The 15,288-nt window shown below is 42.1% G+C and carries 7 protein-coding genes; 1 reads left to right on the top strand and 6 read right to left on the bottom strand.

What is annotated here, in order from left to right; translation table 11 throughout:
- Positions 1–84 precede the first annotated feature (84 nt).
- The 6 genes from BACPLE_RS11125 to BACPLE_RS11100 all read right to left on the bottom strand — a co-directional run bounded on the left by BACPLE_RS11125 (position 85) and on the right by BACPLE_RS11100 (position 13,245).
- Positions 85–1,536, bottom strand: coding sequence for an Ig-like domain-containing protein (locus tag BACPLE_RS11125; RefSeq protein ID WP_007561906.1), 1,452 nt, complete (start codon positions 1,534–1,536; stop codon positions 85–87).
- A gap of 42 nt (positions 1,537–1,578) precedes the next feature.
- A complete protein-coding gene (locus BACPLE_RS11120; protein ID WP_040313014.1) occupies positions 1,579–3,297 on the bottom strand; it encodes a RagB/SusD family nutrient uptake outer membrane protein in 1,719 nt (572 codons plus the stop codon).
- 13 nt (positions 3,298–3,310) lie between these two features.
- Positions 3,311–6,523, bottom strand: a complete 3,213-nt coding sequence (locus BACPLE_RS11115; RefSeq protein ID WP_040312880.1) for a SusC/RagA family TonB-linked outer membrane protein — start codon at positions 6,521–6,523, stop codon at positions 3,311–3,313.
- Positions 6,524–6,566: 43 nt separating this feature from the next.
- Positions 6,567–7,085 carry a sigma-70 family RNA polymerase sigma factor gene (locus BACPLE_RS11110; protein ID WP_007561903.1) on the bottom strand — a complete coding sequence of 173 codons (519 nt, stop codon included), beginning with the start codon at positions 7,083–7,085 and terminating at the stop codon, positions 6,567–6,569.
- A 221-nt stretch (positions 7,086–7,306) separates the two neighbouring features.
- A complete protein-coding gene (locus BACPLE_RS11105) occupies positions 7,307–10,210 on the bottom strand; it encodes a two-component regulator propeller domain-containing protein (protein WP_040313012.1) in 2,904 nt (967 codons plus the stop codon).
- A 299-nt stretch (positions 10,211–10,509) separates the two neighbouring features.
- Positions 10,510–13,245, bottom strand: a complete 2,736-nt coding sequence (locus BACPLE_RS11100; RefSeq protein ID WP_007561895.1) for a heparinase II/III family protein — start codon at positions 13,243–13,245, stop codon at positions 10,510–10,512.
- Positions 13,246–13,538: 293 nt separating this feature from the next.
- Between BACPLE_RS11100 and BACPLE_RS11095 the strand changes: the two genes are divergently transcribed.
- Positions 13,539–15,284 carry a sodium:solute symporter gene (locus BACPLE_RS11095; RefSeq protein ID WP_007561893.1) on the top strand — a complete coding sequence of 582 codons (1,746 nt, stop codon included), beginning with the start codon at positions 13,539–13,541 and terminating at the stop codon, positions 15,282–15,284.
- Positions 15,285–15,288 lie beyond the last annotated feature (4 nt).

Here is a 15,288-nt window from a genome sequence, read left to right as displayed (position 1 = left end):
AAGAGACGAACCTATAAAAACATTATTCGCCCAATATAGACTACAGATTTCGTCTCTTTCAATTTCCATTGTATTTATCGTCCCTTATTTCTTTTCTTCATTTATTAAACTCTTTAAAGCTTCTTCCGACTCGAATGTTTTAATCCAGTCCACATCTATTGTGCCCGTTTCATCAGCTTCATACCAAATTTTCCAAATTTCAAATACGACATTATCTACCTTCTGCAATTTTGTCGGCATCATTTCCGTATTCACTTTCTTTTTAGTAAAATCAGCATAGAAAACTTTGTAATCACCACAATCCAATACTTCCATGGCTCTGTTTCCCTTATTCGTATCGGCACCATATTTACCTCCAGATGATAAACCACCCCACATATCAAGATACCACTCCATCTTTGTAGATACTTCAAATACATCTTTGGGGAATCTCACTTTAAATGCCAAAATCGGATAATTAGCCACATTAAATTCAAACCCTCCAGTTCGTTTGATTCGGATAGCTTTATAATTTTTGTCAGCACCAGGGAAAAGACTTAAAATACCCTGATCTTCTAACCAGTTGAATTCCAGACATTGTCCGTTAAAGTTCTCCCATGAGTTCATAAACTCGAATGAATCATTCATTTTACCCTCAGCTACTATTACATTCATAGAAGCAGAAATAGGATTACCATCACCATAGTCTGCCGTAGCAGTAACCACAGCGGTTCCATATTTCTTAGCAATAAAGTGTCCGTTTTCATCAACCTCAACTACTTCCGGTTTACTGCTTTCCCATTTCAAAGCTGAAAGTGTCGCATTGCCCGGTTTTACATTGAGTTGAGGTACATAAACTTCACCTAATGCCAACTTATCTGATTCTTTAACAAAAGAAAGAGTTTCTATAAAGATGATGGGCTTCACAGTAATTGTAAACTCTTTAGTAAAATGCTTTCCATCTGTAGCTGTTGCCTTAACACGTGCAGTCCCAGCTTTCACGCCTTTCACAACCCCATCCTCGGTCACAGTTGCAATCTCGGGAGTCAAACTTTCCCATTTCAACGTAGGATAAGTAGGATCTGAAGGAATTGTTTGCCATCGCAACTGCAATGAAGCAGTTTCATAAACTTCCAGTTCATTTTCCGTCATATCAAGATTGATATCTTCTATAAAGATAATCTCATCTACCACCTTGATTTCAACAGTAGAAGTAACCGCAAAACCTACAGCAGGCATTACTGAGATAATTGCTGTTCCTGCATGTACAGCCTTTATCCGTCCCTCTTCATCTACACTAGCGATTTCAGGACTTCCTGATTTCCAAATTACTCCCTTATCTGAAGCATTTTCTGGCAATACGCTGTAATTCAATATAGTATCACTTCCTACCAACAACGGTAATACAGGTGTTACATCTAAATTAATATCAGAAATAAGTACCTTTTCATTCATTTCGGGTGACACCATTTCATCGTTGCACGAAACCATAGATGCCATTGTCCCTATTAAACAAACAGCCGCACAACCTTTATATAATATATTTTTGTATGTCATGATTGATATAATATTATTAGATTGCTAATACAAATAAAACTATTACTCCCAACCTGGATTTTGTTTCAAATTCGGATTTAATTTCAGCTGGTCTATAGGCAGAGGATACAAATAATGTTTCTCCTCCCAAACACGACCCTGTTCGTAAATAATACAACCTTCTGCGTCCATGGTTTTAGAAGAAGCGTCCGACCATTTTGTTTCATAATCAGTACCTCTCCATTTAACTCCTGTAAGATTCATCGGCATTTCCTCTTCTGCTGTTTTCCATCGTTTTAAATCATCAATACGGAAATTCTCATCATAAAATTCAACAGTACGTTCACGACGTATCTCAGTACGCATATCCAAATTATTGGCAGAAACAAAAGCATTGGTCAAATCAGGCATATTAGGATTAACACGCTTACGAGTCAAATTCAAACTGATAGCCAAATCTTCATCAGAAATTTTATCATCACGTTCAAATACTGCCTCAGCATAATTTAACAAAACCTCAGCATAACGGATAATTGGATAATCATATGCTTCCATTCCTGTAGGTACCCCATCACGTTCACAACACCATTTATGAGGGAAATACCCTGTACCAGTAGAAGGCATAAAGTTCTTATGAGAAGCATTCGCAATTTCTTCTGCACTTCCAGTCCAGTCTATACGTCCTCCTCCTGTTCCCCAATATGTATGTCCAGGAATCATAAGCGTATTGCTCATTCTGTTATCTCGGTCCTTGAACTCGGAATCCACTTTACTATAATCCCATGTCTGAGGGTTAATGGGTAAGCCATTACTTTGCAAATACATATTTGCCATTTTACGTGTCACGTATACAGCATTACCCAATCGTCCTTGTGTGATATTAAAACCAATAGAAGCCAATGTAGGATCATGACGTCTAGTAAAAATGTATTCCTTATTCCCACTTTTAGTAATACCAGCAGGATTCGATTTATCATTTTCAAGGATAAAAAGATATTTGTAAGCTTCAGTACCTAATTCCTCTGGAGCAAACAGTTCAAAGAAACCACTTTCTATTACATCATGAGCAGACGTTGCAGCTATATCCAATAATGCGCTTGAACGATCATTGTTCTGTCCACCATTACGAAACTTTTGCCAAGTACCTTCATAAAGAGCGACACGAGAAAGAAAAGCACTCGCAGCCTGACTAGACAAACGACCTTCATCTTTACTGCTAATCTCATTTGCTTCAGGAAGAAGTCTGATTGCTTCTTCCAAATCTTCCAGAATAAAATCAACCACCTCATCGCGAGAGTTACGGGCCATTTGCATTTCAGGTGAATCAATATCCAATGGAGTACGAGTAATAATGACATCTCCATATACCTGCAACAAATCAAAATAACAATAGGCTCTGAAGAAATGGGCCTCACCCACTGATGTTTCGATATCTGCCGGAGCAGCATAACCTTCAGCCTGCTGCAATAATGTGTTCACCTGACGGATACGATTGTAATTATTGGTGTAAGTTTTATCCGACGACGGAATACTATTCGTTCCATTACTGTAGACATCCAATGTGATTCCTGTCCGCAAATCAGAACGAACATCACTATGAGGACTATCATCCAATTGTTTAAAATCGACAGTCCAACCATAGAACTGAGTAGCAAACAATTTAAAATGGTCTGGAGTCTGCCAGTAATTTGTATCTGCCAACTGAGTTTTCGGCTCCATGTCAAGACATGACTGAAACGTTAGCATAGAAAATAATCCCAAAATATATGTTATCTTTTTCATCATTTCTTTATTTTTAGAAAGTAGCATTGATACCAAAAGTAATTGTACGGTTAAATGGATAGCGCTGTTTATTTTCCACTTTGCGTGTAGCCTCAGGGTCCCAGCCATCGTTTATATATGATTTTTCCCACAAATCTGCTCCCGCAACATATACACGTAGATTGCTCAAGAAACCAGTTTTACTTATCAAATTCTTAGGGAAGGTATATCCTAATACAATATCCTTCAAACGAAGATAAGCACCATTTTCTACAGACCATGTAGAAGCCATGTAATTGTAGTTGTTAATATCATTATTGTTTGAGTAGCTCGGATAATAGTTATTGGGAGTTTCAGGGCTCCAAACATTGCCTACACTTTGATTAGATGTATTCAACCAAATAGCTTTAAAAGGTACTTTCCATGCATCAATTTCGCGATAGATGGTACGATCTCCAACTCCTTGAAATACTGCATTAAAATCAAATCCCCTCCATTCGAAACCGAAGTTAAAAGAGAAAGACAGTTTGGGATCATCAGTACCTAAAAAGACTAAGTCATCCTGAGTCAGTTTACCATCCTTATTGACATCTTCATACATATGATCTCCTAAACGAAGGTTAGCAGGCATATTTACGGAATTGTTTCCTGTATATTTCTGTGTATACTTCATCAGCTGCTCATCTGTCTGAATTTTCCCCATATAACGATAACCAAATATAGAGTTTAACGGATAGCCATTCAATGCTGCATTGTATCCAGCCTCTACCACCACTTCTCCTCCATCAATCAATTCATTCGTCATATAAGTTAATGTTCCACCTAAATGGTAATTTACCTCACCTATCTTATCACGCCAGGTCAAACTTCCATCATATCCTTTGGCCATAAACTTTCCGGTATTGGTACTTGGTGCTGTACCACCTAACACACCAGGATATAAACGGGAAATCAACATGTTGTTATTTTTTTTCATAAATAATTCAAAGGTTCCGGTAAGTCGATTTCCTATGAAACCAAAGTCTAAACCTAAATTGTAATTATAAATACGTTCCCAAGTACGTACTTTACTTACCAACCCCGCTGATTCCACGTAAGTTCCTTTTGATGTTCCCAGTAAAGCACCACTATTTGACTTATAATTATACAACTGGATACCATCATAGCGTCCGATACCACTTTGATTACCTACCTCTCCGTATGAAGCGCGTAATTTCAATTCGCTCACGTAGTCATGAATACCTTCCATAAAGCTTTCCTCACTGATTCGCCATCCAGCAGATGCTCCCCAGAAGAAATTCCAACGGTTTTCTGGCAAGAATTTAGAGGAACCGTCATAACGGGCATTCAACTCTGCCATATACTTCGACTTATAATTATAGTTGAAACGTCCAAAATAAGACAATATAGCCTCTTCCCACTTATCAACTTTATCAATATAAACCTGTCCTTTACCATTTAATGATTCAATGGCAGACTCTACATCCATGACTTTAGTAGCGCTGTAATCATATGCTGCATAATCATACTGTACACCTCCCATCACAGCCAAATCATGAACCTCGTTCAACAACTTCTTATAAGTAAGGAAAGCAGAAGCCGTACAATTATCTGTGCGGGATGCGCTCTTCATGTAAGAAGATTTTTCCTGTGCAGGATAAGGAGAATTTTCATTTCTGATCAACGTGCCATCATACTGATACCAGTCAATAGACAGATATTGCTCATCACGCATTGCCGTATTTGTGCTATATCCTACAGTTCCCTGAAAATCAAGCCCTTCCAATATATTTATTTTTAAGACCTCATTTACGCTCATACTAGTAACCGTCAGTCTATTATCGCCACCAAGTTCTACCTGCCAGTTAGGAGTATGAATTCCACCCCATGCATAAGGTTTACCATCTATAGTCGATATCGGTAAACCTGGCTGAGGAATAGAAACACCTAAGACAGCACTAATCTGTGTGGGAGCTACCTGATGCTGACGGCTAGCGGCCATATTAGAATCCAAACTAACACGATTAGAAATTTTAAAACTATTAGATAAACGCACATTATAACGTTCATTTGAATTATTACCCCATTGCAAAGTACCTTGATCATTCAGATAACCCAATGAAAGACGGTAACTAGATTTATCAGTTCCTCCTGAAAGACTCAAATTGTGTTGTGTAGAATTTGCATTTCCCCATAACACATCTGTCCAGTTCATATCGTGAAATACAAAATCGGCTACACCAATAAAAGCATTAGGAATTGGATTAGGAACCGAACCATCTCCCCCATTCAAGTTTATCCAGCTTCCCTTTAAAGACTTTGCCAACTTAGCATAACGTATCCATTGATCATCCTCTCCATAACCATCATTAGTACGTGCCTGAATTACCCCATCGGCCCATTCATCAAGGCTCATCAAACGAGGTTGCAATCCCACGATTTTACGAGTAAACGAACCGCTATATTCTATTTTTGCTTTACCTGCATCCGGACGTTTCGTTGTTACCAGAATTACACCTCCAGCTGCCTTAGCTCCATAAATAGCTGCAGAAGCATCCTTTAAGAAGTTAATGGATTCAATGTCATCTGCACTTAACTGGGACATTTCACTTACACTGCTTGCAGGCACACCATCAATAATCAGCAACGGGTCTACAGAATTCTTAGATACTGCACCACGTATAGATATTCCCCATCCTTCCTCACCAGGAGCAGCAGAAGAACGAGTAATACGTAGTCCTGGTACCTGTCCCTGCATAGCTGAAAGAGGGTTACTCACCGTTCCTTTGTTTTGGAACATTTTCTCATCCACAACTGTTACAGATCCTGTCAAAGTCTGTTTCTTTTGAGCTCCATAGCCTACAACCACTACTTCATCCAAAACCTCTGTATCTTCCTTAAGAATGACTTTCGACAAATTAGGATTAGAAGCTGGCAATTCTACCGTTTTATAGCCAATATAAGAAATCACCACTACTGCATTCTTAGAAGACACATTCAACGAATAATTTCCGTCAATGTCTGTGATCACTCCATTTGTAGTTCCTTTTTCAAGAACACTTGCACCAATAACGGGGATACCCTCCGCATCCAGCACTTGTCCTTTCACACTTACCGATTGCAGAACCGATTGTACAGAAGTCACCTCCGCATGCATCGGAGCCACATTGCCGGCTACTAAAGCCGAAACCATCATGGCTGAAAAAAGGACTCTCTGCGATGAATTTTTCAGAAAACCATTCTTCATAAGATTAAACTTTAAATTAACGTTTTTACTTCTTATCATTATTTTATATACATTGTTTCATATAGTTGCGTACTTCCTTGCGGCTGATGAACAGATGGTTCTCTACCGTACGAACAGAAAGATTCAATTCGGCCGCAATATCTGCCGATGTTTTCCCCTCAAAACGATTCATAATATAGATTTTACGACGCTGACAAGGCAGACAATTCACTCTCATCAGTTCTTGCTTCTGCAAGTCACGTACAATGACACGGGCATCTGCATCTCCAGCACGCTGTGACTGATAATTTTCCTCCAGATAAGCGGCCACTTCCTGTTTTTTATAAAAATGGCGGAGATAGTCAGACACCAGATTACGTACAATCGTAAACAAGAAATATTTTACGGTATCGGGACGAAGCATAGCACGGTATTCCAAAAGGCGAAGATATGCGTCCTGAACCAAATCTTCCGCATCTTCTTTTTTCCCTATTTTCTTATAGATATAAAAGAAGACCGACTGATGGTAGTCCGCAAAAATCTGTGCTACTAGCTCATTGGATGTGTTCGTCAGGTCTTTCATAAATTAGCTTGTTTTGGTTTTTTGACACTGCAAATGTATCTACAATCCCAAAAAACTAAAACAAATGTAACATGGAATAAATCTCACCTTATCATGCAAGACTAGTTTCTACACAAACAATTGATTCACAACGAAATAAAACATCCCGCACGAGAGTCTCAAATTATTATTTGACACTTACGTACAGGATGTTTTTCACTATTTTGACACTAAAAAGTCCGTCAATCTACCGGACGATGCTCACCTGAGACTTGTTTGATGTATTCGTTCGGAGTTATTCCTGCCAGTTTCTTAAATGTGCGGAAGAACGAGGCGCGCGAACTGAAACCACAAAGTTCTGCCATGGCCGTCAGAGTATATTTTGCGTACTCATCTTTCAGGATAAGCGACTTGAATTCTTCTACACGATATTCGTTGATGTAATCATAATAATTCTTCTCCAAATACTGGTTAAAGAGATATGAAAGTGAGTGAGAAGTTGTGCCTATTGCTACGGCAAGGTCTGCCACTTTAAGGTTCGGATTGCGATAGGGTTTGTTGCGCTTCATTTCCTGCTCCAGCAAACGGAAAAGTCGCTTACACTCTTCCGGACTGACTTTATTCGTCCGGTATTTATCCTCAGTGGAAGATGTTGACTTTTTCTCAGGTTTCGGCATTGTTGGCCTCTCCAACACTTCTTCCTGCGCAATTTCGACTTCCTGAGAGGTTTCTTCAGGCTCTTTTTCCGTCTTTTCTGTCTCTATGACTACCGGCATTTCGGTATCATTAATGCCATTCAGTTTGCGCAATACAGACCATACGACGCGCAACAGACAACGACGGTATATATATACACCAGCCACCACCAAAGCTATTATAATAAATAGGTACAACCCGTGCAACCAGGAACGATTCGGAATGCAAATATCCAGCGTCATGGCAGAATCAGGATAACCAATCTGACGGATAATGAAGGAAGTGACCCCAGAAGGCAAATCATATAAAGAAACTTCCGATTTTCCCATCAAAGAAATCCATTCTCCTTCCTCTCCTAATTTATATTCATACATCAGACTGTTGGGATCACTATAAGTTAAAGCAGAGAACTGAATGGTCACACTTTTCTGAGAATTCTCCAATGTGAGTGAATAATGCCCCTTTTCTTCTGTAAGCTGCCGTTGCATGCTCTTACCGTTGACCAGTACATCTGACAAGGAGATTACATAACGACTGGGAAGCATGTCCATTTCTTTTCCGTTCAAACGCACCAGTCCCCTGGAATTACCAAACCAGAAGTTACCTTCTTCGTCTTTGATGGGAATACAGTTGATAAAAATCAGACTGGGAATACCATCGGCAAAATTAAAGGGAACTACCTGGTTTTTCTTGTCGAAACGATACATTCCTTTATTGGTGGCTACCCACAACCATCCCTCCGAGTCCTCTACTACAGCCATCAGGGACTTCCCGTCGAGCAAGGTACCTGGGGCGAGTCGGTTAAAATGATTCATGGTAAGGTCGGATACAAAAAGTTCTCCTTTATCGGGCAAGAAATAAAGTTGATGATCGGAGGTCTCATAAATCATGCGGATTTTTTCTTTGTGTACAAATCCTTCCGGGAACACGTCGTTCTTCAGACTTTCGGAAGAGGGATCCCAGATACAGATACCAGTCTCCGTACAAATCCATCCCTTATGCGATGAATCAAAATAAATTTCATACACGTTTCCTTCAGGAAGTTTGGAACTGTCGCTCGTGTAGTGACGCACAATTTTCCCGTCGCGAAAACAATAAAGTCCGGCAGAAGTACCTATCCACAAGTTTCCCCGGTTGTCCGGACGAATCACAAATATATGTCCGTGCAAAAAAGGTTCAGAAGCTACATCAAAATCATGTAATTCCAGTGTAGAAGCATCCAGCACATACATTCCTCCTCCATACGTGCCGATGTAGTATTTCCCGTTGAAATAGCAGCTTGACACGATGATAGAAGCACGCAGGCGGGGAGACTTAAAACTCCGGAAGCGTCCGTCGGCCTCATCTATACACACAAACCCGTCGCGCGAGCCTATCAGCTTCTGGCTTCCATGAAAAGCAATGGTCCTGACGGCCATATCCCGTGAATCAAACAGGTTTTCATATTTATAAGTCGAGAAGAGGTCACTTTGAAACAAAGTATAGTCTACTCCCAACTGATAGAAGCCAATCCACAACAGCCCGTCGCGGTCCACCAATACCGAGTACACTGAGTTGGAGCGAATCTGACTATCGGCATCACGGTCGTGACGAAATGAACGGACCACACTCTGGCGGCTCACGGAAATAAAATGCACCCCATTTCCGTCTGTCCCTACATAAAGCAAGTCTTTTCCATCACTAGACAAAGAAGAAATCACACCGCAACCCACATCCAGGTAATGCAAAAAGCTTTTAGACAAGGTATCGAAAGCCACAAGTCCGTCGGTCATTGTACCCATAAAGACTTTCGAGCCTATACGCGTAATGTTATAATAGGAAAGATTTTGTCCTTTCTTTCCCAGTTCGTCTGGAAAAGAAACCACTTTCTGGTCGGACAAACACAGAGATTTCAGTCCTCCCATTGTAGAAAGCCATAGCACACCACTGTCTCCTTCTGATATGCCTGTGACAAAATTAGCTTTTGAGAAAACATTCTTATCGACCAGTACATGGGCAAAAACGCCATTCTTATAGACGTACAAGCCCTTTTCTGTTCCCACATAAAGCACATCGCCCACCTTGCAGAAAGCATGCACTCCGCTCGTAATCATTTCAGGAGCTAGTCGTTCAAGTTTCTCAGCCCCCTCAGCCAAGCGGAAAAGTCCCATGCCGGTACCTACCCATAGCTCATTACCCGGCATTTCCATCAAGGCAAACACCCGCTTCAGGTTTTCATTGCTGCCTTCCACCATGTAATGCTCCAGGCGTATGCCGTCAAAACGTTCCACCGAGGTGTTGGTACCCATCCACACATAACCTTTTGAATCCTTGTAAATGACATTGATAACCAAATCAGGGAGTCCGTCGGATACGGACAAGTTACGAAATACCGAAGAAGCTGCCTCCACCTGAGGTACACACAGACAGGTTAACAAAAGCAACAATATATATGTCAGATATCTTTTCATTTCCAGTTCATGCTTCGTTTTATAAGCAAAAGTACACAGATTCTGTCTATATTCCATCAAGTCAGTATAAAAAAACAAGCTCCATGATACACCTGTTCATATCGGCAAGCGATAAAAATACCAGAACTCAACCACATAGAAAGAAATATCCGCTCGCATATTTTAGGTTTCTCCCGCGTAAGCCAAACGTTTCCCGAAGCAGAAACCTAGGTTCTCCGTAAAGGAACCCTACATTTCTGCCTCGGGAAACATAGTAAACGACAAGCGGTTTCCTGCTTATCTCCTAAGCGTTTATCAGATTACCTCAAGACTGTCAATACGTTAGCAACTGAAAGTGTGTATTTTTTCTTCCCTACAATTACCCGACAAGGGGCCGTAGCCGTGTACATCCATTTTCCATTCTGCTTCAGCAGCAATACATTGGCCGGTAAATCCGTACGAATGCTTACTCCCTTTGTTTCCAACTGCGTACCGTTGCCCAAGAAGGCTTGAAGAGTCTCTCCTTCTGCAGACTGACGGCACAAGGCATACCCTGCACAAGCTTGTAATTTTTCTAACGCACAATGGTGTGTTTTCTCATCCGACGATAGAATCCAGTCAATATTTCCATTGGTCAGTACGACACGGATACCAACATGACTACCCTTCTGTTCGCTTTCTACCTGAGGATAATCGACCGACGAAATGCAAGAAGGTTCATTTACGGTAGAAGGTTCATACACCGCTACGAAAGGACGGTTCCAGGCTTCCCCTTTCTGACGTGCCACGAAAGTAAGTGTTGGCTGGTCCTTAATGGAATACGGCATATCCTTGATGCGGCTCAACCCTTCCGTCATGGGACTCAGCGCCGAAAAGACTTCGCGTCCTTCCTCCCCTTTCATCCAAAGATTCATCGTAATATCGTCCTTGTCGGGCATCTGGATAGTGAATCCGGCCTTCACGTTCTTGCTTGTTACCGCCCGTTTCTTATTATAAATATAGGAATAGGCATACAGATGACCTCCGGCAAAGGCCAGTTCCTGAGTGGGTTGAAGTCCGAGTTCACTTCCGTCGGCTGCTGTCAATGTCATGTGCTGTCCTAAGTTGTGATAAAAATAGTCGTGCATCTTGTCGCCGCCTTCTACTTTCCGGCTACGGAATATATCGATATAATAACCTGCAGAATCGCCTACGTTGACAATTCCGTTAAGACGGGTCTGGTCGGCAAAAGTTTCCGGTTCGCGGAAATAGACCTCACTATAAGAAATCGGCTGATAAGGAATCTGTTCGCCAGCCGCAGGATACAAGGCACGCAACTTAAAGGAATGGTTGCTCTTCATGACGGGATAAGAAGAGATACCGTCCACACAAACCGTGTTATGCGAAGGGAACTGACTGTAGTATTCCAAGTAATCCAGCCCCTGATACAAGGTTTTTCCGATACCGGCATCCGGCCCGAGCACGTAGCCCTTGCCATACAGTTCCATACTGATGCCATTGGCGTGCATGTGATTACCTTCACTGCCGTTCAGTGACACCATCAGACTATGACGAGGGTTCATACCATTACGCTGTGCCAACCAGCTCACATTCGGAGCATAGAAAGTTGGAGTTACATAGTCATCAATCTTGCCTGCCTTCACTTTTTCATCCAATACGAGTGGTTTCCCAGCAAAGAAAGAAGTGATAGCTACCGGTGCTTTACCTCTTTCTGCCACCGGAAGAGAAGAAGACGGATCGAACAGTTTCAGCATGGCCGTAAACTTTCGTTCTTCTTCAGACTTTCCATGAGTACGGGCATTCTGAATCATATAACGGAAAATATCAGTCCGCAGTGTGGAAGGATGCGTATCGCCAAACCCACAGACCATACGGTTCGGGAAAAGGTATTGCGGCATAGCTTCTACAGCTTTCGGAAGTACCGGAATCTCCTTGGTAAGGTCCATGCCCAGATTCTCATCGAACAAGCTGACAAAACTGGCATAGTCGCCTACCACCACACTGCTGTAGCCAGGGCATTCTGCCCAGATTCCCGTGGCCGCATCAAACCCGTAATCGGCCAGTTTTTTCAATGACCACTGACGAATGGATGACTGGTTCACCAGATAATCGATATAATACTGGCGCCCTTTGCTGTCGGCATACTTTGCATCATCTTCCAGAATCAGGGCTATATTCATGATATAATGCGCCTGCAGCAGGTTCCAGTTGTTGTGAGGCACTCCGTTGGCAATGATGTTATCGGCACATTTCTTGAAAGCATCGGCATAGATGGTCATCTTTTCCGGCTTTTCTTTCTGCAGATATGCATAAAGGAAATCATAAAGCGGCACCAACGAGTTAATGACATCTTCATGAATCACCTCAAAGGAAGTCATTCCTACGAGCGTCTGCTGGTGACCGTAATTCAAATCGACGGGCACATTACGATAGTACAGACCTGTCATGTACACATCAAAGACGGAAGCAGCCGCCGTAGCATACTGCTGTTCGCCGGTCAGCCACCAGAGGAATGCCGCATCACGGGCTATACCTACGATTTCATTATTGATGCTCTCAATCATTCTTCCGGTTTTACTGATGCTCACCCACTCGTAAGGATTTCCTTTCAAGGTTTTGTTGGACAGATACAATCCTCTGGCATCTTCCTGATAAGGCTTCAGATTTTCCAGGCGTGGACGATTGTAATTGGTAGCATGGCTGCGTGCACCGGTAAACACCACTGTAGGAGCAGGTGCCTTTTCACCTCCGGCATGATCGTAGTATTCACCTTTTATATATACATCCGTAGCATGTGTGTTCCAGTACATCAGCAAACGGGAGGACAGCCAGTCCGTTCCCCGGTCTACATATTTGTCTGTCCGCTGCCGAAGCCGCTCATACACATCTTTTGCCCAAGGAGCCTTTCTAATCAACTCCTGAGTTTCTTTCTTCCCCTCCTGTGTGGTCAGATAGCGGGGATGTCCTTGCGGAAGCTTCAAGTCTAACCGCCCGGTTTGTGCATGTACCGCCCCTATAACTACAGACAGGCACAGCAAAAGAATCAGTCTTTTCATATCTTCTAGTTTTTTATTTTCACATATACTAATACGAACGGACACGTAAAAATACTCAAAAGTCTACAGAAGTTTTTTACTTTCGTCGTCCGCTGAAATGTTAAAAACGAAAGAGGACGAAAAAAAAGGAGGAAACATGCTCTAAAACATGGGTTTTTATTAGTGTAATTTTACACTTATCCGTAATATTGCATTCGAATTAGTGTTACTAATACACTTTGAAAAACAAATGAAATAGAACCAGTTTTTGATAACCGAGAAATCAATACACAAATAATTAAAATAATACTATTATGAATTGGAATTCAACTGAATTTATTTGGCTCGACTGGTTGGTTCTCGCCGTTGGAGTCATGGCTATTGTATGGGCTGTTTACCGTGCAATAAAGAAAGATCAGGAAAAAATGAAAGGTGCCGACAGTCAGGACTACCTTTTCGGAAAAGGGGAACCTTGGTACATTATCGGTGCTGCCATCTTCGCAGCAAACATCGGTTCTGAGCATCTTGTAGGATTGGCCGGTACAGGTGCAAAAGACGGTGTAGGTATGGCACACTGGGAAATGCAGGGATGGATGATCCTGATTCTTGGTTGGCTGTTCGTTCCGTTTTATCAGCTATTAAACAACAAAATGGGCAAGATTATCACCATGCCTGACTTCCTGAAATTCCGCTACACACAACGTACTGGTTCATGGTTATCTATCATTACACTGATTGCCTACGTATTGACAAAAGTATCTGTTACTGCATTTACCGGTGGTATCTTCTTTGAATATTTACTTGGACTTCCATTCTGGTGGGGAGCACTTGGCCTTATCTTCATTACGGCTATCTTCACTGTGTTCGGAGGTATGAAAGGGGTAATGACACTTTCTGCCATCCAGACCCCTATTCTTATCATCGGTTCATTCCTGGTTTTATTCCTGGGCTTGAATATGCTTGGCGATGGCAGTATCTCAGAAGGATGGTCACAAATGATGGCCGTTTGTAACGCCGCACACGACGGTTTCGGAACAACTCACATGTTCCACACTGACCCAGCAGACCCGATGTATCCGCAATTCCCGGGTTATGTGGTATTCCTCGGAGCATCTATCATCGGTTTCTGGTACTGGTGTACAGACCAGCACATCGTACAGCGTGTGCTCGGACAGACTAAAGGAGAAGACAACCGCAAAGTTATGGCACGCGCACGCCGCGGTACAATCGCAGCCGGTTACTTCAAACTGTTGCCTGTTTTCATGTTCCTGATTCCGGGTATGGTGGCATTCGCACTCTCACAGAAAACCGGCAGCAACATCGTAATGGACATCACCAACACACATGACACGGACGGTGCTTTTGCCATGATGGTAAAGAACATCTTGCCTGCAGGTGTGAAAGGTATCGTAACCATCGGTTTCATCTGCGCTCTCGTAGCTTCTTTGGCTGCATTCTTTAACAGCTGCGCGACATTGTTTACAGAAGACTTCTACAAACCTATGAAAAAAGGTATGAGCGAAAGCCACTACGTAATGGTAGGACGTGTAGCTACAGTCGTTGTCGTACTGTTGGGATTGGCATGGATGCCTATCATGATGAACATGGGTAACCTGTATTCTTATCTTCAAGATATTCAATCTTTGATTGCTCCTGCCATGGTAGCCGTATTTACACTGGGTATCTTCTCTAAGCGTATCACACCGAAAGCTGGTGAATGGGGACTTATCGGAGGATTCCTCATCGGTATGCTGCGCTTGCTGACTAACGTAATCACCGACTCTGGTAAAGCGGTAATGGACGGAGCGTTCTGGGAATGCACTTCTTGGTTCTGGCAGACTAACTGGCTTATCTTCGAGGTATGGTTACTGGTATTCATCGTTATCATGATGTACGTAGTATCCATGTTTACTGCCAAACCGACATCTGAACAAATTGCAGCTATCACTTTCACTGGCGACTACAAGAAAGCTATTCGCGAAAGCTGGAATATGTGGGATGTAATTGCCACATTGGGCGTTGTAGTTCTCTGCGCATTGTTCTATGCATACTTCTGGTAATCCA

Source organism: Phocaeicola plebeius DSM 17135 (assembly GCF_000187895.1).
Taxonomy (GTDB): Bacteria; Bacteroidota; Bacteroidia; order Bacteroidales; family Bacteroidaceae; genus Phocaeicola; species Phocaeicola plebeius.
This window is presented reverse-complemented; position numbering and strand designations above follow the sequence as displayed.

Coding starts and splice junctions, on each gene's coding strand:
- BACPLE_RS11115 (WP_040312880.1), bottom strand. CDS start 6,523: ATGAAGAATGGTTTTCTGAAAAATTCATCGCAGAGAGTCCTTTTTTCA.
- BACPLE_RS11105 (WP_040313012.1), bottom strand. CDS start 10,210: ATGAAAAGATATCTGACATATATATTGTTGCTTTTGTTAACCTGTCTG.
- BACPLE_RS11095 (WP_007561893.1), top strand. CDS start 13,539: ATGAATTGGAATTCAACTGAATTTATTTGGCTCGACTGGTTGGTTCTC.
- BACPLE_RS11110 (WP_007561903.1), bottom strand. CDS start 7,085: ATGAAAGACCTGACGAACACATCCAATGAGCTAGTAGCACAGATTTTT.
- BACPLE_RS11120 (WP_040313014.1), bottom strand. CDS start 3,297: ATGAAAAAGATAACATATATTTTGGGATTATTTTCTATGCTAACGTTT.
- BACPLE_RS11125 (WP_007561906.1), bottom strand. CDS start 1,536: ATGACATACAAAAATATATTATATAAAGGTTGTGCGGCTGTTTGTTTA.
- BACPLE_RS11100 (WP_007561895.1), bottom strand. CDS start 13,245: ATGAAAAGACTGATTCTTTTGCTGTGCCTGTCTGTAGTTATAGGGGCG.